Raw genomic sequence first — 18,344 nt, forward strand, 5'->3', positions numbered from 1 at the left:
TCGGGACCATGCTAGGCATCAACGGCGTCGAACCCGTGACAACGCCGCATCGGTCAGGGAGGTGACCTCCGTGATCCGCAGCGCGCGGGCGAGCAGGAGCACGACGGCGACGCCGGCCCCGCCGGCGAGACCGCCCCGGAGCAGCGACAGCAGCAGGCCGGGCTCCTCGCCGAGCCCGTCGAGAGCGCGCTCGACGCCCCACGCCACCGCACCGGCGAGCAGGCACACGATCGCCATCCGCACGACGAAGCGCAGCAGGCGCGCGGTGTCGAGCCCACCGACCGTGCGGCGCAGGGCGGTGTAGCTCAGCGCCGACCCCACGACGTACGACGCACCCCACGCGACCACGAGCGCGGGCGCGGTCCGGTCGGCCGAGGACCGGCCGACGAGCACGAGGGCCAGCGCGATGTTGGTGGCCGAGATCGCGCACTGGATCCAGAACACCCGGCGGGTCTGCTCGAGGGCGTAGAAGCCGCGCAGCATCAGGTAGTGCACGGTGAAGAAGACCAGCGCCGGCCCGAAGAGGGCGAGCGTCGGCGCGAACGCCGCGGGATCGCCGGCCCCGACGCCGAAGAGCACGCCGGCGACGTCGCGGGCCAGGACCGGCATCAGCACCGCGAAGGGGAGGACGACGACCAGCGCGGTGCGCAGCGTGGTGGAGACGGTGCGGCCGAGGTCGAGCAGCCGGCGGTCCGCGGCGTGGTCGGAGAGGCGCGGCAGGATCGCGGTGGTCAGGGAGACGGTCACGATCGCGTGCGGCACCATCATGATCAGGAAGCTGCTGGCGTAGACGGTGTTGCCGGTGCCGCCACCGTCCACGGTGCCGCTCGAGGCGAGCCAGGTCACCACGAGGAACGCGATCTGGTTGACCACGACGAACAGCACGGTCCACAGGCCCAGCCGCAGGGTGTGGCCCAGGCCGGTGTCGCGGAAGTCGAAGCGCGGGCGGTAGTGGAAGCCCGCCTTGCGGAGGTAGGGCAGCAGGATGAGGAGCTGGGCGACGATGCCGAGCGTGGACCCGAGCCCGAGCAGCAGCTCCTGGTTGCTCGTGTAGGGGCCGACCTGCGCGGCCTCGCTCGCCGGGCCCCACACCAGGAGGTAGCCGCTGAGCACCGCGACCGCGATGACGTTGTTGGCGATCGGGGCCCACATCATCGGCCCGAAGCTGCGGCGGGCGTTGAGGACCTGCCCGACCAGCACGAACATGCCGTAGAAGAACACCTGCGGCAGGCAGTAGCGGGTGAAGTCGATCGCGGACTCGAGGTGCGCCGCCCGGTCGGGCTCGTAGTAGCGGTCGGCGAGGTAGAGCTGCAGGAGCAGCGGCGCGGCGACGACCAGCACCACCGTGACCACGGCGAGGAAGATCGCCGACAGGGTGATGATCCGCGAGGCGTAGGCGTCGCCGCCGTCCTCGTCGAACTTCTGTGCCCGCACCAGCTGCGGCACCAGCACCGCGTTGAAGACGCCACCCGCGACGAGGATGTAGACCGCGTTGGGGATGGTGTTGGCGATGGTGAAGATGTCGGCGTGCAGCGTCTGTCCGAGCGCCGCGATGATCAGCAGCGTCCGGAGGTAGCCGCTCAGGCGGGACACGATCGTCCCCGCCGCCATCACTGCGCTGGAGGCGAGGATCTTCTGGTCGCTCATCCGATCGGGCTCACGCGTCGGTCCCGACGTGGGTCGTGGTCGGCTCGTCGGCCGGCTCGCCGGGGTCGGTCGTCGCTTCCTCGTCGCCGCCACGACCGCGGATCCGGCGCACGAGGCGTACGGCGATGGTCCCGAACAGCAGCAGGGCACCGCCCGCGATCAGCAGCCAGATGATCCCGCTGACCTGCGCGGCGCGGATCTGGACCGCGGTGGAACCGCCGAGCGGGGCGCCCTCGAGGTCGGTGACCAGCAGCTCGAGCTGGTGGATGCCGGGCTCCGTGGCCCGGACGGTGGGCAGGATGCGGGTGCGCGCGCCGGCGTTGAGCTGGATCTCCTCGAGGTCCTCGAGCCGTAGCCCGCCGTCGGAGCGGGCAGCGATGCGCACGGTCACCGGCTGGTCGAGGCCGTTGACGATGTCGGCGCCGAGCGGACCGCTCTCGCTGGACAGGGTGACGGCGTCGGGCGCGTCGATGGTGACGCTGTCGAGCTGGTCGGTGATGAAGTCGCTCGCCGCGGCCGTCGACTCGACCGCGTCCTCCCGGTTGGCGCGGTGTCCGACCGAGAGCCCCATGAGCGACTCGTCGGCGACCTGCTGGCGGACGAGGTTCTGCTGCGAGAGGAGCCTGGAGAGCAGGGTGCCGCGGGCGGTGAGCCGGTCGGCCGCGCTGAAGCTGGCGATCCCGAGCTCGGCCTGCTCGTCCTCGTCGAGGTAGGCCAGGTCGTTGCCGCTCACCGACACGGCCGAACGGAGGGCCAGGTCGGCGACCTCGACGGGGCGCAGCCACGGCACGTCCAGACCGTCGAAGAGCCGGCTGGAGTCGGCGGACTGCCAGTCGGCCGGCAGCATCATCACGACGGGGGCGGTCGAGCCCGACTGGAGCCGCAGGGCCGCCTCGCTGAGGAGGCGCTGGCGCAGCGCCAGCGGGTCGGCGGCGGCCGTCGGTCCGGGACCGCCGGCGGCGGCCCCGCTGGAGGTGACGATCACCTTGTGGTCGAGGAGACGGACCAGCGACTGCGGCGCGTCCGGGGGCTCGGCGAAGGAGGTGTCGGCGACCAGGATCGTGCTGTCGGGCGTGGCCGCCTCGATCGCGGCCGGGCTCAGGATGCCGTCGCGCGGCGCGATCGCGGGGGTGGACCGGACGCCGAGATAGTCCATCACCTGGCTGCTGCGCCGGACCGCCTGCTGGTAGTACGTCGAGCCGTGGGCGGCGGCCGCGGAGACGTCGAGGTCGCCGAAGGGCAGCGACAGCACCGTCTGGTCGGCGGTGAGCTGCTTGAAGCGGTCGAGCCAGGCCTGGGCCACCGCGGCGACCTGCTGCTGCGACTCGGTCAACGTCGTGCCGGGCACCACCTGCGGGACCGGGTCGGAGGCCGTGGCGTAGGGGTCGGGGTCGGCCGGCGCGCCCCCCTCGGGGGTGTCGGGCTGCTCGGTCGGCGACTCGGTGGGCGTCTCGGTCGCGGCGGGGTCGGGGGCGAGGCTGCGGGCGGGGTTGCCGGCGGCCAGTCGGGCGACGGCGGCCGGGACGGCTGGGTCGACCAGCCAGGTCAGCGGCACCTCGCTGCCGGAGTCGCCGGCCGAGAGCAGGGAGTGCAGTCGCCCGCCCACGCCGAGCGAGCGCGCCCAGCGGCCGACCTTGTCGACGCGACCGTCGGGCGTGAGCCACACCGTCTGGCGGATCGGCACCACGATCGCGGACTCGACGCTGTCCACCGTCGCCGGGCCGACGCCCTTCGCGGGCTTCGAGGCGGGCACGAGCGGGATGAAGGTGCGTGCCCGGCCGTCCATGAAGTCGTCGCGCGGGAGTGAGGAGATCCCGCTCGCGTGCACCCCCAGCCAGTAGACGCCGGGCTCGGAGATCGTCAGCTCCGAGCGCGGCACGGTGAGCGAGAAGTCCTGCGTCTGGTCGGGCTCGAGCTCGGCGACGGTGTCCTCGGTGCCCGGGGTGATGACGCGCTCGCCGACGAAGGCGTCGTCCTCGATGGTCGCGGAGGCCGCGAGCGTCGACGCGTCGACCAGGGGCGCCAGCGAGCGGAAGGCGTAGAGGTTGATCTCGGTCCACGGCTCGTCGCTCTGGTTGGTCACGGTCCCCGTGATCGTGATCGGGCGGTCGTCGTCGCTGAGGGTGGAGGGCGAGATCGAGTCGATGTGCACCCGCAGCGGGTCCACGTCGGCCCTGGCCGGCGCGTGCGCGCGGGGCTTTCCCTGGCCGGCGGCGTGCGCTGTGCCACCCGCGAGCCCGAGGAGGGCGACGACGAGGGCGAGCGCGACGAGCAACGGCGAGCGGGCCGTCATCGTCCGTCCCCGGGTCCTCCGGGCAGGGAGGGAGGGGGACGGGTGCTGCACGGAACGACTCTAGCCGCGCGTTCCTCGTGCTCCGGGACGACGCTCGCGACCGGGCACTTTCGGTGTCGACCCCCTAGAGTTGACCCCCGTGTCCGACGCCGCCCTGCCCCCGTTGACCATCGTCGAGGTGCAGCGGCGCGTGGGCGAGGAGCTGACCCGGATCGGCCCCGTCATCGACGAGCTGGGCGCCCGGTTCGCCGCCGCGGGCGAGGAGCTGGCGCTGGTGGGCGGGCCCGTCCGGGACGCCATGCTGGGCCGCCTGCAGAACGACCTCGACTTCACCACCTCCGCCCGGCCCGAGACGACCGAGAAGCTGCTCGCCGGCTGGGTCGACGCGATCTGGGACATGGGCCGGGCCTTCGGCACCATCGGCGCCCGCATCGGCGAGTGGCAGGTCGAGATCACGACCTACCGTGCCGAGACCTACGACCCGTCCTCGCGCAAGCCCGACGTGGAGTACGGCGCCGACCTGACCGGCGACCTCGGCCGGCGCGACTTCACGGTCAACGCGATGGCGGTGAGCGTGCCGGGCCGCGGGTTCGAGGACCCCTACGGCGGGCTCGTCGACCTGGCCAACCGCACGCTGCGCACGCCCGGACGCCCCGAGGACTCCTTCTCCGACGACCCGCTGCGGATGATGCGCGCCGCCCGGTTCGCCGCCCAGCTCGGCTTCGAGGTCGCCCCCGAGGTGGTCGCGGCGATGACCGCGATGGCCGGCCGGATCGAGATCATCTCCGCCGAGCGGGTCCGCGACGAGCTGGTCAAGCTGGTGTGCGCACCGTTCCCCCGGCTCGGGCTCTCGCTGCTGGTGGACACCGGCCTGGCGGCGTACGTCCTGCCCGAGCTGCCCGCCCTCGCCCTCGAGCGCGACGAGCACCACCGGCACAAGGACGTCTACGAGCACACCCTGACCGTGCTGGAGCAGTCGATCGACCTCGAGTCGCGGCTCGGCGGCGGCCCCGACTTCGTCTCGCGCTTCGCCGCGCTGATGCACGACGTCGGCAAGCCCCGCACCCGGCGCTTCGAGTCGGGCGGGGTCGTCACCTTCCACCACCACGACGTGGTCGGCGCCAAGATGACCCGCAAGCGGATGCAGGCGCTGCGCTTCTCCAACGCCGAGACCGACGCGGTCGCCCGGCTGGTCGAGCTGCACCTGCGCTTCCACGGCTACGGCTCCGGCGAGTGGACCGACTCCGCCGTGCGCCGCTACGTCCGCGACGCCGGCGACCAGCTCGCGCGGCTGCACATCCTGACCCGCGCCGACTGCACCACCCGCAACCAGCGCAAGGCCGACCGGCTGCGCCGGACCTACGACTCGCTCGAGGAGCGGATCGCCCGGCTGGCCGAGCAGGAGGAGCTCGACGCGATCCGGCCCGACCTCGACGGCGCCCAGATCATGGAGATCCTCGGCATCGGGCCCGGCCCCCGCGTCGGTGCGGCCTACAAGCACCTGCTCGAGCTGCGGATGGACCACGGCCCGATGAGCGCCGACGAGGCCCGTGAGGCGCTCATCACCTGGGCGGACTCCCACCCGGACACCCGCCCGGGGCAGTGATCGGGCGCTGAGCGGTCGCCGTACGCCCTTCTCATCGGTCGCGGCGGTGCGTGAGCCACCGTGCGGGGCTCGGGAACGTGGCTGGGCCACCGCTCCGGGGGCGTGTCGTCCCGCGCCGCGCCCGGCCGCGGTGAGTGAGCCACGTTCCCAGGCTCGAGAACGTGGCCGGGTCACCGCCGCGGCGCCGGGCTCGACCTCCAGCCCGTCCCGACCCCACTCACGCCACCAAAGAAGCACTCCCGCCCCCATCAGTGGGGGCGGGAGTGCTGTGTTCGTGGCGTTACTCGCCGCAGGCGAGGAGGAGGTTCACTCCCCGGCGATGAACTTCTCGAGCTCGGCGCGACCGAGGTCGTCGGGCATCTGCACCGGCGGGCTCTTCATGAGGTACGTCGACGCGGGGATGATCGGGCCGCCGATGCCGCGGTCCATGGCGATCTTCGCGGCGCGGACGGCGTCGATGATGATGCCGGCCGAGTTGGGCGAGTCCCAGACCTCGAGCTTGTACTCCAGGTTGAGCGGGACGTCGCCGAACGCGCGACCCTCGAGGCGGACGTAGGCCCACTTGCGGTCGTCGAGCCAGGCGACGTAGTCCGAGGGACCGATGTGGACGTTCTTGCTGTCGATCTTGTCGGCCAGCTCGCCCTTGAGGTTGGAGGTGACGGCCTGGGTCTTGGAGACCTTCTTGGACTCCAGGCGCTCGCGCTCGAGCATGTTCTTGAAGTCCATGTTGCCGCCGACGTTGAGCTGGTAGGTGCGGTCCAGCGCGACGCCGCGGTCCTCGAACAGCTTCGCCATCACGCGGTGGGTGATGGTGGCGCCGACCTGCGACTTGATGTCGTCGCCGACGATCGGGACGCCGGCGTCCTCGAACTTCTTGGCCCACTCGGGGTCGGAGGCGATGAACACGGGCAGCGCGTTGACGAAGCCGCAGCCGGCGTCGATGGCGCACTGGGCGTAGAACTTGTCCGCCTCCTCGGAGCCGACGGGGAGGTAGGACACGACGACGTCGGCCTTCGCGTCCTTGAGGGCGGCCACGACGTCGACCGCGTCGGCGGGCGACTCGTCGATGGTGGCGCGGTAGTACTTGCCCAGACCGTCGAGGGTCGGGCCGCGCTGGACCTCGACACCGATGGTCGGCACGTCGCAGATCTTGATGGTGTTGTTCTCGGAGGCGTTGATGGCCTCGGAGAGGTCCTTGCCGACCTTCTTGTCGTCGACGTCGAACGCGGCGACGAACTCGACGTCGGAGACGTGGTAGTCACCGAACTTGACGTGCATGAGGCCCGGCACGGTCGTGCTCGGGTCGGCGTCCTTGTAGTACTCCACGCCCTGGATGAGGGAGGTGGCGCAGTTGCCGACCCCCACGATTGCAACTCGTACGGACCCCATGGGGACTCTCCTTGTCTGACTGGACACTTGGTTGAAGCTGGTGGTCATCGATCGGTGTTCTGGGAGCTGGAGGGTGGCTGCGTGAGCGGCTCGCCGCGCTCGGCCGAGATGAGGTCGGAGAGCCAGCGCACCTCGCGCTCGACGGACTCGACCCCGTGCCGCTGCAGCTCGGCGGCGTAGCGGTTGACCTCGGCCTGCGTGCGGTCGAGCTCGGACTGGACCCGGGCCAGTCGTTCCTGGAGACGGGTACGGCGACCCTCGAGCACCCGCAACCGGATCTCCATGTCGGTGCGGCCGAAGAACGCGAACCGGATGTCGAAGTTGTCGTCCTCCCACGCGGTCGGACCCACCTCCGACATCAGGCGCTCGAACTCGGCGTGCCCGGCCTCGGTCACCTCGTAGACGATGCGGGGGCGGCGGGTCACCGGGGTGGTGGTCGTCGCCTCCTCGATGAGGCTGGCGCGGAGCATCTTCTTCAGCGCGGGATACAGCGATCCGTAGGACAGCACCCGCCCCCAGCCGAGCATGAGGTTGAGCCGCTTGCGCAGCTCGTAGCCGTGCATGGGGCCCTCGTGCAGCAGTCCGAGGACTGCCAGCTCGATGGTCTCTGCGCGACGTGCCATACGACCTATCGTAGCGATATATCCGCGAGCCGCTAATCGTGGTCGTGGTCGTGTCTCCCCGTACCCTTTGGCCGTGAGCAAGCGCAGAGCCGACGGACGTCCCGTCACCCGACGACCGAACAAGCCGAAGAAGACGGCCGGCCAGCGGGCGCGAGGCATCCTGAAGAAGCTGGCGATCCTCGGGGTCGTGGGGCTCCTGATCCTCTCGGGGATCCTGGTCGTGCTCTACCAGGCGATAGCGATCCCCGAGCCCAACGAGGCGTTCAAGGCGCAGACGACGTTCGTCTACTACAGCGGCGGCGACGAGGAGCTCGGCACCTACTACGACGACCAGAACCGCGAGTCCATCCCCCTGTCGGAGATGCCGCAGACGATGCAGGACGCCGTCGTCGCCGCGGAGAACCGCACCTTCTGGACCGACAACGGCATCGACCCCAAGGGCATCCTGCGCGCCGCCTTCTCGAACGCCCGCGGCAACGCCCAGCAGGGCGCCTCGACCATCACCCAGCAGTACGTCAAGATCCTCTACCTCACGAGCGAGCGCAGCTACCAGCGCAAGATCAAGGAGGCGGTGGTCTCCCTCAAGATCCGCAACCAGCTCAGCAAGGAAGAGATCCTCGAGGGCTACCTCAACACCATCTACTTCGGTCGCGGCGCCTACGGCATCCAGGCCGCGGCCCAGGCCTTCTTCGGCCACGACGCCAAGGACCTGAGCCTGCGCGAGAGCGCGGTCCTCGCGACCACGCTGAACAACCCGTCGACCTACGACCCCGACAACGGCAAGGCGGCGAAGCAGGCGCTCAAGGAGCGCTACCGCTACGTCCTGTCCGGGATGGCCGACATGGGCACCATCTCCGACGCGGAGGCCGAGAAGGCCGCCAAGCGGCTGCCCAAGTTCCCGGAGATCGCGCAGCAGAGCCAGTTCGGCGGCCAGCGCGGCCACATGCTGGCGTTGGTCAAGAAGGAGCTGCTCAGCCTCGGCTTCGACGAGCAGGAGATCGACGGCGGTGGGCTGCGCGTCACCACGACGTTCACCAAGGCGGCGATGGCGTCGGCCGAGGAGGGCGTGATGGAGGCCAAGCCCGAGGGCTTCGGCGACAAGGAGCTGCACATCGGCGCCGCGACCGTCGAGGTCGGCACCGGCGCGCTGCGCGGGTTCTACGGCGGCCAGGACTACCTCGACTCCCAGATCAACTGGGCGGCGACCGGCGGCATGGCCGGCTCGACGATCAAGCCGCTGACCATCGCGGCCGCGCTCAAGGACGGCTTCTCGCTCAAGGACTCCTTCGAGGGCAACTCGCCGTACGAGTTCCCCGACGGCCTCGAGGTCAACAACGAGGGCCCGGGCGACGGCAACGACTACGGCTCGGCGGTCAGCCTCGTCACCGCGGCCGAGGAGTCGATCAACACCGCCTTCATCGACATGTCGGACTCGATGGACGACGGCCCGGAGAAGATCTACGACATGGCCCGCGCGCTGGGCATCCCCGGCGACAAGCCGTCGCCGAAGTTCCCCGGCATCCCCAACCGCACCGTCGACTTCACCCCCGACGACACGCTCATCACCCTCGGCAAGGGTCGCGTCAGCCCGATCAACATGGCCAACGCCTACGCCACCATCGCCAACGGCGGTGAGCGCTCCGACGTGCACGTCGTCGAGCGGGTCGTCGACGCCAGCGGCGAGGAGCGCTACTCCTACAAGCAGAAGACCCGGCGCGCGGTCGACGAGGACATCGCCGCCGACACGTCGTACGCCATGCAGCAGGTCGTCGCCAACGGCACCGGCCAGGCGGCGCTGGCCCTCGGGCGGCCCGCGGCCGGCAAGACCGGCACCGCGACGGGCGGCTCGGGCGAGGACCCGTACGTCTCGTCGTCGTGGTTCGCCGGCTACACCCCGCAGATGGCGACCGCGGTGATGTACGTCCGGGGCGACGGCGACAACCAGCTCGACGGCTGGCTGCCGTCCTACTTCGGTGCCGACTACCCCGCCGACACCTGGACCGCGATCATGAGCTCGATCATGGACGGCATGGACGTCGAGGACTTCCCCGAGCCGGCGTACGTCGACGGCGACGCCCCCTCCAGCGGCCACGAGCCCTACGTCCCGCCGGCGACCAGCACCAACCCGCCGCCGCCTCCGCCCAAGCCGACCAAGTCCGCGACCATCAAGACGCAGGAGCCGGAGCCGACGCAGACCCCGTCGACGCCGGTGCCGACCACCCCGGTCCCGACGACGCCCGTGCCGACGACCCCGGTCCCGACGACCCCGGTGCCGACCGAGCCGGTGCCGACGACGCCCGTGCCGACGACCCCGCTGCCGACCGAGACCGTGCCGCCGCCGACGGTGGCTCCGTCCCGGGCCGCCGGGCGGTGAACCACCCCGGTCCGTCGTCCCCCGGCTCCAGCCGGGTGGTCGCGCCGAGTCGCGACGACCTCGTCGTCGCCTCGGTCAGCGAGGTCGTTGGCGGGCCGCTGGGCGACCACGCCGGTCGTCACCCGTGGTGGACCCCGCTGCGGGTCGTGCTGCTCCTCGCCGCGCTGGCGATGTCGCTGGGCATCGTGGCCAAGGCGCCGTGCCTCGACACGGCGGGGGACACGACGGCCACCAGCCGCTACACCGACCTGTGCTGGTCGGACACCTCGACGGCGTACGTCGCCAACGGCTTCGCCGAGGGCTACTGGCCGTTCTCCGACGACGGGCAGCTGCGGGCGCGCTACGCCCCCGCCTGGGTGACCCCGCTGCCGGCCTACGTCGGCTTCGCCGCCCAGCGCATCACCGGCCTCCTCACCGACACCCCCGACCTCGACGCCCGCGCCCTCGTGCCGGTCAACGAGGTGATCCAGCAGCCGGGCGTGCGCCACGAGACCCGCGTCTTCACGCTGGTCAACGCCGTGCTGCTGGCCGGCGTCGGACTGCTGGCCGCGGGCCTGCTGACGGGCGTACGCCGCACCCGCCCCTGGGACGCGGCGGCGTTCGCGCTCGCCCCGGTGCTCGTGCTGTTCTTCCCGATCGCCTGGGAGCTGCTGGCTGGCGCGGCGGTGGCCGGCGCCCTGTGGGCGTTCGCCCGGCGACGGTCCGCCGTGGCCGGGGTCGCGATCGGAGTGGGGGCCGCGACCTCGCCGTACGCCGCACTGCTGGTCGTGCCCGCCGTCGCCGTCCTGTTGCGTGAGCGCCGCACCCGCGAGGCCGGCGTGCTCGCGGCCTCCGCCGTCGGCGCGTGGGCCGTGCTCATGCAGCCCGCCCTCCTGTCCTCGCGCGACGCCTGGCTGGCCTCGTGGAAGGGCTACACCCACGGTGCGGACATCGGCTCGCTCTGGCTGCTGATGAGCCAGGCGGGCGGCCTCGACCCGTCGAACCGGACCCGGCTCACGATCACCGTGGTGCTGGTGCTCGCCGCGTGCGCGGTCGTGGTGTGGCTCTCCGGCCGGGAGCGGTGGGGCTTCGCCAGCCTGTCCACGGTGCTGGTCGCGCTCACCCTCGTCGTCAGCCCGGCGTCGGCGCCGTCCTACGCCCTCGTGCTGCTGCCGCTCGCGGTGGTCGCGGTCCGGCAGTGGAGCCACCTGCTCGTGTGGCAGGCCTGCGAGATCGGGCACTGGGTGCTGCTCGGGTTCTACCTCGGCGGCCTGCTGGCGCCCTCGGGCGGTGGTGACGCGCGGGCCTACTGGCTCGCCGTGGTGCTGCGCATCGCGGGCCTGGTGTGGCTGGTCGCGGCGACGGTGGGCGCCGCGCGCGACCCGCTGGTCGCCGACATCGGCGAGGACCTAGGTGATGTCGACCCGGTCGAAGCTGGTCGCGGTGAACCGGACGCGGACGTCGATGGCCTCCCCGACGTCGGGCACGCGCGCGCCTGACGGCAGGAACAGCATCGAGGCCTGCATGTGCGGCGGCTCGGCGAAGAGGCGCTGCTTGCCGTCGATCGAGAACGGCGAGCGCACGAGACCGACGACGTCCATCCCGCTGCGGGCGATGGTGGCCGCCCGGCTGCGCAGCGACTGGTCCCCGGTCGGGGCCTCGAGGCCGATCCCGTGGGCGGTGCCGCCGCTGACGATCAGCAGGTGTCCGCTCTTGGGCATCGAGCGTCCGCGGTAGCCGAAGGCCTCGCCTCGCTCGAGCGGGTGCACGTCGAGGACGGTGGCCGTGACCCGGAGGGCCGCGCGCTCCCCGAGCCACAGCTCGGTGCCGACGCGCGGGCGGATCGTGAAGTCGGGGTAAGTGGTGCGGAGCCGGGCCATCTCACCGAGCGTCAGGTGGCTGACGAACACGGTGCGGGTCGGCAGGCCGGAGGCGACCAGGTCGTTGATCAGGCGCTCGACCTCACCGAGGTGGGAAGAGACGTTGAGCGGCAGGTGCATCGCCACGCCGACGAGCCCCGACAGACGCCGCTCGCCCAGGTCGTTGGCCGCCGCGAGCAGGTCTCGACGCGTCATCCCGTGACGGCGCATCGAGGTCAGCTGCTCGAGCACGAAGCGCGCGTCCGGGGACCGCTCGAGCAGGTCGGCGACGTCGGCGAGGCGGCTGACGGTGTGGATGACGCGGGGGCTGAGGGTCTCGGGCACGTCGAGGGCCGCACCGAGCGGGCGCCAGGGCGTGAGCACGAGGACGTCGCCGTCGAAGCGGGTGGCGGCCTCCGGGATCTCGAGGTAGGTGCCCACCGACACCATGTCGATTCGGGTCCCGGTCTGCTCCGCGTGCTCGTCGAGCCACGCGCAGCGCCGGGCCAGCCGCCCGATGCCGAAGCCGTAGCCGTTGCCCTTGGTGACCGGGACGATGCCCGGGCGTGCCGCGACCGTCTCGAGCAGGTGGCGGCGCCAGCGCTCGCCGTCGACGTGGAGGACGAGGCTCATCCGCGCCTCCGCATGTAGAGGTCGAACGCCCGGTAGAGCGGGCGGTTGAGCGGCAGGTCCCACTCGCCGACGTGCTCGACCGCCTCGCCACCGGTGCCGACCTTGAACTGGATCAGCCCGACGTGGGAGTCGGCCGCGTCGAGGGTGTCGGTGATGCCGCGCAGGTCGTAGACCGTCGCGCCGTTCGCCAGCGCGTCGCGGATCATCGCCCACTGCACAGCGTTGGAGCCGCGGACCTCGCGCTTCTCGGTGGAGCTCGCGCCGTAGGAGTACCACGCGTGGGTGCCGACGCGGATCGCGATGGTGCTGGCGACGAGGTCGCCGTCGTGGCGCGCCAGCCACAGCGTGATCCGCCCGGGGGCCTCGGCGGACAGGGCGTCGTACATCGTCTCGAAGTAGGCGAGGCCACGCGGCGTGAAGTGGTCGCGCTCGGCCGTGTGGACGTAGAGGTCGTGGAAGGCCTTGAGGTCGGTGCGGGTGCCCTGCTCGACGACCACGCCCTCCTTGGCCGCCTTCTTGATGTTGCGGCGCCAGAGCTGGTTCATGCCCTTGAGCACGTCGTCCTCGGAGCGGACGGTCCCGGCGTCGTCCGTCAGGGGGATGACGAAGTTGTACTGCGGCTGCCCGGCGGCGAACCCGCCCTCGACGGCCTGCGGGCGCCAGCCGAGCTCGTGCAGCTGCGACACGACTGCGGCCCCCTCGCGGGAGCGCTCGAGCGGCGGCACGTCGGTCAGCCGGGTGATCGACTCGTCGGCGATGCCCTCCTTGACCTGCGCGGCACTCCAGCGACGCGTGACGACGGGCGGCCCCATGCGGACGCCAAAGGCCCCCTGCTTCTTCAGGTGCGCCGCCATCGGGGTCAACCACGCCGAGAGGTCGTCGTCGGTCCAGTCGATGACGGGGCCCTCGGGGAGGTAGGCGAGGTAGCGCTTGACGCGCGGGAGCTGGCGGTAGAGCACCAGGGCCGTGCCGACGAGCTCGCCCCCGCGGAACCAGCCCAGGCTCTCGGCTCGCCACTCGGGCTTGACCTGCGCCCAGCCCGGCGTCTGCAGGAAGCTGGCGCTGGCGCGGGAGGCGATGTGGGCCGCGTGCTCGGTCGTCGTGATCGTGCGGACGGTGAGGGGCGGCGGAGAAGTCACCGGCCCACGGTATCGGGCCGGGTGACGGGCCAGAAATGAAAGAGGGCCGGACACGACCCCCGTGCGTGTCCAGCCTGCTCTCTACCTACCCAGACGTGGCAACGGTCAATCAGGTTGCGCTGGCTCACCAAGAATTTCCGCCCCCTCGGCGGACGGGGCTCAGAGCCGCTCGCGCAGCCAGTGTTCAGAGCCGCTCGCGCAGCCAGGCCACGTCGTCGACGTGCTCGGCGGCCGCGCCGGGCGTCTCGAGCACGACGGGCGCCTTCGCGTCGCGGATCACGGCGGCCAGCAGGTCGGGATCGATCTTGCCGGCGCCGAGGTTGGCGTGCCGATCGGCGCCGGAGTCGAAGTCGTCGCGGCTGTCGTTGCAGTGCACCAGGTCGATCCGCCCGGTGATCGCCAGCACGTCGTCGACGATCGTCTCGAGCGAGTTGCCGCCGGCGTGGGCGTGGCACGTGTCGAGGCAGAAGCCGACCATGTCGGCCTGCTCGCAGCCGCTGATCGCGTCCCACACCCCGCTGATCCGGTCGAGGTAGCGCGTCATCGCGTTGTCGCCGCCGGCGGTGTTCTCGATCAGCAGCGGCAGCTTCAGGTCGGTCGCGTCGATCGCCTTGCGCCAGTTGTCGAAGCCCTTCGCCGGGTCGTCGTCCTTGTTCACGTGCCCGCCGTGGACGATCAGGCCCTTCGCCCCGATCTCCGCGGCCGCGTCGACGTGCTGCTGGAGCAGCTTGCGGCTCGGGATCCGGATCCGGTTGTTGGTCGTGGCGACGTTGACGATGTAGGGCGCATGGACGTAGAGGTCGATCGAGCCCGCCTCGGCCGCCGCCCGGAGCGCGGCCGCGCCGGCGGCGTACTGCACCTCGGGGCCCTTGTAGCCCTGCGGGTCACCGAGGAAGAACTGCACGAGCGGCACCTCGCGGGCCTGCGCCTGCGCGATCGGGTCGGCCTGGTCGACGTGGGCGCCGATGGAGATCGTCATGGGAACAGGCTAGGCGGGTCCGGGGACAGTGCGGACCCGCACGGTCCTTGACAAGCGGGCCTGCGGCCGGTGGGGTCGCCGCATGAGCTTCGGGGGAAGTGTCCTGGTCAGTGGTCTGCTCGCGACGGCGACGCTGGTGGCGGTTCCCGCACCCGCGTCGGCGGCGGTGGGCACGGTGAGCGCGAGCGGGTCGGTCGTGACCGTCATCGGCTCGGACCTGAGGGACGTGGTCTCGATCGACAGCGCCGACGCGGGCCGCCACGTCGAGGTGAGTGCGGCCTTCTCGCCCGATGGCCAGCACGAGCTGACGTGGTACACCGCCGGAGCCGGCTGCACGGAGGCTGGCCCGCCGTACTACACGATCACGTGCGAGCTCCCGTCTGCGGCCACCGTCGACATCGGGTCCGGCCCGGACGTCGACCGCATCAGCGTCAGCGACAGCGCCGCGCCCGAGACCAGGGTGGTCGTGAGGGGCGGACCCGGTGGCGACTACTTCTTCGGCGGGCCTGCCGTCGAGGAGTGGTACGGCGAGGACGGCAACGACGTCTTCCACACGGACGGGCGCGTGCATCTCGGACCCGACCTGGTGCGCGGCGGACCGGGCTATGACGAGTTCTATCCCGCTGACGACGCGCTCAGCGTCTCCGTCAGCCTCGACGACCAGCCCAACGACACCAGCCGCAACGACACCGCCACGGACACCAACGACGTCGGGTCCGACGTCGAGAGCGTCATGGGCACCATCGGCGACGACGTGATGGTCGGCAACGACCTGGCGCAGCACTTCACCGGCTACGAGGGCAACGACACGATCCTCGGCCTGGGCGGGGACGACGTCCTCGACGGGAACGAGGGCGACGACCGGATCGACGGTGGCACCGGCCGCGATATCCTGAACGGGCGCGAGGGAGCGGACACCATCACGGCGGCCGACGGGGAACGGGACGAGGTGGCCTGCGGGTCGGGGACCGACACCGCGGCTCTCGACGACATCGACGCCCGCAACGACGCCGCGCCCGAGACCTGCGAGGTGGTGACGGGCGGCCCGGCCCCGGTGCCGACCCCGGTGCCGACCCCGGTGCCGACCCCGGTGCCTGTGCCCGGTCCGGCGACGGTCTACTCGACCCCGGTCGTGAAGGGGCGGGTGCTCCACACCGACCGGCGCATGCGCTGGACGACGGTCCGGCTCGCGTGCCGCCGGGGCACCACGGACTGCACCGGCGTGCTGGTGCTGCGCCACGGTGGCGGTCAGTGGGGTCGTGGTGAGTTCTCGATCGCGGACGACGCGACGGGCCGGGTGCGCGTCAAGCTGTTCAACCGGGCGCGCAGGGTCCTCACCCGTCGTGGCTCGGTGCGTGTCGTGGTGATCGCCGCTGGCAACAGCGGCCGGACGAGTCACCGGTTCCTCCGCCTCGAGCGGCGCTGACGGGGCGCCGCCGGATCCGTCGCCCTTTACCTCGAGGGTGCCGGGTGGTGGAGTCGCCACATGAGGCCGAAGAGCGGTCGGGTCCTGCTGGCGGGCGGCGGCGTGGTGGCCAGCCTGCTCGTCGGGGCGCAGCCGTCCCACGCGGCGGCCGGCACGGTGAGTGCGAGCGGCTCGGTGGTGACTGTCACCGGCACCGACGCCTGGGAGGTCGTCACGATCACCAGCTCGGTGGGTGCCACCCGCATCGAGGTGGACACCAGCCCCGACTTCACCGCCGGGTCCGGGTGCGCGCCGGACGACGACCCCACGACGCGACTCATCGTCTGCCTGCTCCCGTCGGCCGGCACCGTCCAGGTCGACATGTCCGGGGGCGGAGACATCGTCAGGGTCGGCGCGGACTCCTCGCCGGACACCCGGCTGGTCGTGCGCGGTGGCCCGGGCCACGACGCCCTGTACGGCGGACCGACGATCGAGGAGTGGTACGGCGACGACGGCGACGACATGATCACGCCCGACCCGTCCCAGCCGACCCAGAAGGGTCCCGACGTGGTCCGCGGCGGACCCGGTCGGGACCAGGTCAACCTCGGCGGCTTCCTCGCCTCGTCGATCACGCTCGACGACCAGCCCAACGACACCGTCGAGGACGTGCCGGGCTTCGACGACCTCGGCTCGGACGTGGAGGTCCTCGCGGGCGGGGACGGCGACGACTCGTTCACCGGCAACGACCTCGCTCAGGTCTTCGACGGTGGTCCGGGCTACGACACGATCATCGCGCTCGGGGGTGACGATGTGGTCGGAGGCCAGCTCGGCGACGACCGGATCGACGGCGGTCCCGGGGACGACCAGCTCTACGGGAGCGAGGGCGACGACACGATCGTCGGCGGCGCCGGCCGGGACACGGTGTTCGGCGAGTCGGGTCACGACACCGTCGACACCGTGGACGGCGAGCCCGACTCCGTCGCCTGCGGGGCCGGCTCCGACGCCGCCAACCTCGACACCCTCGACACCCGCACCGACGTCGCGCCCGAGACCTGCGAGGCGGTGACGGGCGGCCCGATGCCGACGCCGGCGCCGGCTCCGGTCCCGACCGCCCCCGTGCCCACGGCGCCACCTGCTCCGGCGCCGTCGGTGGTCGACTCGACCCCGCACCTGAAGGGGAGCGTGCTGCGCGCCGACCGGCACGTGCGGCGTACGGCGGTGCGCGTGGCCTGCCGCCAGGGCACGACCTCCTGCGCGGGCGTGCTCGTGGTCAGGAGCGGTGGACGGGGCTGGGGCCGAGGAACGTACTCCCTGGCCGACGACGAGACCGCACGAGTCCGGATCTGGCTGAACCGGCGGGCGCGCACGGTCCTGGCTCGCCGTGGCGCGGCCCGCGTCGTGGTGATCGCGGTCGACGACAGCGGTACGACCAGCCACCGGTTCTTCCGCCTCATGCGCCGCTGATCAGAGCAGGGCGCCGACGACGACCGCCACGCACAGGGCGACCGCGCCGAGGCAGGCTGCGACGGCGGTCCAGGCCCGCCAGTCGAAGTCCAGGGGTGGTCCGCCTCCGAGGCGGTCGGGGATCGTCGGGCCCTCCTCGAACCCGATGTCGAGTCGGCGGAGCAGGCGCAGTGCCGCGTCGGCCGAGGCGAGTCGCTGCTCGGGGTCGACGACGAGGAGCCGTTCCAGCAGCGGGCGGAGCGGGCCGGACCCGATGGCGCCCTGGCGGTCGGGCGGCAGGCCGGTGACGAGCTGGAGGCCGACCCGGCCCACGGCGTAGAGGTCCTGGGCGGGGTCGGGCAGCGCGCCCCGCGCCTGCTCGGGGGCCATGTAGCCCTCGGTGCCGATCGCGCCGGGCACGGTCGTCCAGCGGGCGTCGGCGACGGGTGCCGCGACGCCGAAGTCGCCGAGCCGCAGGTGGGGAGGGCCCCCGCCGCCCGGCTGGAGGAGGAGGTTGGCGGGCTTCACGTCGCGGTGCACCAACCCCGCACCGTGCACCGCGGCGAGCGCCTGGAGGAGCTGCTCGAGCAACGCGGCGGCGTACCCCGCCGGGAGGTGGCCGTGCTCGTCGAGCAGGTCCTGCACGGAGCCGCCCGCGACGAGGTCCATCGCGAGGACCACGAGGTCGTCGTCGGCCGCCCAGCCGATCGGCGCGACGACGTGCGGGTGACGCACCCGCATCGCCTGCTCGCGCACGAACCGGACCAGCAGGGCCGCGTTGTGGTGGCCGAGCACCTTGACCGCGACGACCTCGCCGGTGCGCTCGTCACGGGCGCGCCAGACCGAGCCCATCCCGCCGGCGCCGATCTGGTCGAGCATGGCGTAGCGGCCGGCGATGACGGTGCGGTGGAGTGGCAGGTGCGATGTCGCCGAACGCATGGCCTCGACGCTAGCCTCGTCGGCGGACCGGTGCGT

General features: G+C 72.1%; 13 protein-coding genes. 5 read left to right on the forward strand and 8 right to left on the reverse strand.

From position 1 onward, the window contains the following. Positions 1-18: 18 nt before the first annotated feature. A complete protein-coding gene (murJ, locus tag C7S10_RS09160) occupies positions 19-1,647 on the reverse strand; it encodes a murein biosynthesis integral membrane protein MurJ (RefSeq protein ID WP_108344140.1) in 1,629 nt (542 codons plus the stop codon). Positions 1,648-1,657: 10 nt separating this feature from the next. After that, the gene (locus tag C7S10_RS09165; RefSeq protein WP_133176476.1) at positions 1,658-3,991 is read right to left on the reverse strand and encodes a DUF6049 family protein; all 2,334 of its coding nucleotides are present in this window, start codon (positions 3,989-3,991) and stop codon (positions 1,658-1,660) included. Between the two features lie 88 nt (positions 3,992-4,079). Here C7S10_RS09165 and C7S10_RS09170 point away from each other — a divergent pair, with 88 nt between their 5' ends. Then, complete coding sequence (locus C7S10_RS09170) at positions 4,080-5,546, forward strand: CCA tRNA nucleotidyltransferase (RefSeq protein ID WP_108344142.1); 1,467 nt, start codon at positions 4,080-4,082, stop codon at positions 5,544-5,546. Positions 5,547-5,852: 306 nt separating this feature from the next. Here the strand turns inward: C7S10_RS09170 and C7S10_RS09175 are convergent, their stop codons facing one another. After that, the gene (locus C7S10_RS09175) at positions 5,853-6,935 is read right to left on the reverse strand and encodes an inositol-3-phosphate synthase (protein WP_108344143.1); all 1,083 of its coding nucleotides are present in this window, start codon (positions 6,933-6,935) and stop codon (positions 5,853-5,855) included. 44 nt (positions 6,936-6,979) lie between these two features. Next, positions 6,980-7,558, reverse strand: a complete 579-nt coding sequence (locus tag C7S10_RS09180; protein WP_108344144.1) for a PadR family transcriptional regulator — start codon at positions 7,556-7,558, stop codon at positions 6,980-6,982. Between the two features lie 73 nt (positions 7,559-7,631). Between C7S10_RS09180 and C7S10_RS09185 the strand changes: the two genes are divergently transcribed. Next, the gene (locus C7S10_RS09185; protein WP_243395290.1) at positions 7,632-9,932 is read left to right on the forward strand and encodes a transglycosylase domain-containing protein; all 2,301 of its coding nucleotides are present in this window, start codon (positions 7,632-7,634) and stop codon (positions 9,930-9,932) included. After that, the gene (locus C7S10_RS09190) at positions 9,929-11,410 is read left to right on the forward strand and encodes a glycosyltransferase 87 family protein (RefSeq protein WP_108344145.1); all 1,482 of its coding nucleotides are present in this window, start codon (positions 9,929-9,931) and stop codon (positions 11,408-11,410) included. The genes C7S10_RS09185 and C7S10_RS09190 overlap by 4 nt, the downstream gene beginning before the upstream one ends. On the opposite strand, the gene C7S10_RS09195 is transcribed toward C7S10_RS09190, so the two are convergent. The 3 genes from C7S10_RS09195 to C7S10_RS09205 form a co-directional block, all read right to left on the reverse strand. Then, entirely contained in the window at positions 11,321-12,403 is a 1,083-nt protein-coding gene (locus C7S10_RS09195; protein WP_108344146.1) for an alanine racemase, read from the reverse strand. The two genes, C7S10_RS09190 and C7S10_RS09195, sit on opposite strands and share 90 nt — an antisense overlap. After that, complete coding sequence (locus C7S10_RS09200) at positions 12,400-13,542, reverse strand: lipid II:glycine glycyltransferase FemX (protein ID WP_108344147.1); 1,143 nt, start codon at positions 13,540-13,542, stop codon at positions 12,400-12,402. The genes C7S10_RS09195 and C7S10_RS09200 overlap by 4 nt, the downstream gene beginning before the upstream one ends. A gap of 184 nt (positions 13,543-13,726) precedes the next feature. After that, positions 13,727-14,521, reverse strand: coding sequence for a deoxyribonuclease IV (locus C7S10_RS09205; protein WP_108344148.1), 795 nt, complete (start codon positions 14,519-14,521; stop codon positions 13,727-13,729). A gap of 82 nt (positions 14,522-14,603) precedes the next feature. Between C7S10_RS09205 and C7S10_RS09210 the strand changes: the two genes are divergently transcribed. Together C7S10_RS09210 and C7S10_RS09215 are read left to right on the forward strand one after the other, a co-directional pair. Then, positions 14,604-15,947, forward strand: coding sequence for a calcium-binding protein (locus C7S10_RS09210; protein ID WP_108344149.1), 1,344 nt, complete (start codon positions 14,604-14,606; stop codon positions 15,945-15,947). 60 nt (positions 15,948-16,007) lie between these two features. Further along, positions 16,008-17,390, forward strand: a complete 1,383-nt coding sequence (locus C7S10_RS09215) for a calcium-binding protein (RefSeq protein ID WP_108344150.1) — start codon at positions 16,008-16,010, stop codon at positions 17,388-17,390. On the opposite strand, the gene C7S10_RS09220 is transcribed toward C7S10_RS09215, so the two are convergent. Further along, the gene (locus tag C7S10_RS09220; RefSeq protein WP_108344151.1) at positions 17,391-18,308 is read right to left on the reverse strand and encodes a serine/threonine-protein kinase; all 918 of its coding nucleotides are present in this window, start codon (positions 18,306-18,308) and stop codon (positions 17,391-17,393) included. Between the last annotated feature and the right edge of the window lie 36 nt (positions 18,309-18,344).

Origin of the sequence: Nocardioides currus, assembly GCF_003057875.1 — a bacterium.
Taxonomy (GTDB): domain Bacteria; phylum Actinomycetota; class Actinomycetes; order Propionibacteriales; family Nocardioidaceae; genus Nocardioides; species Nocardioides currus.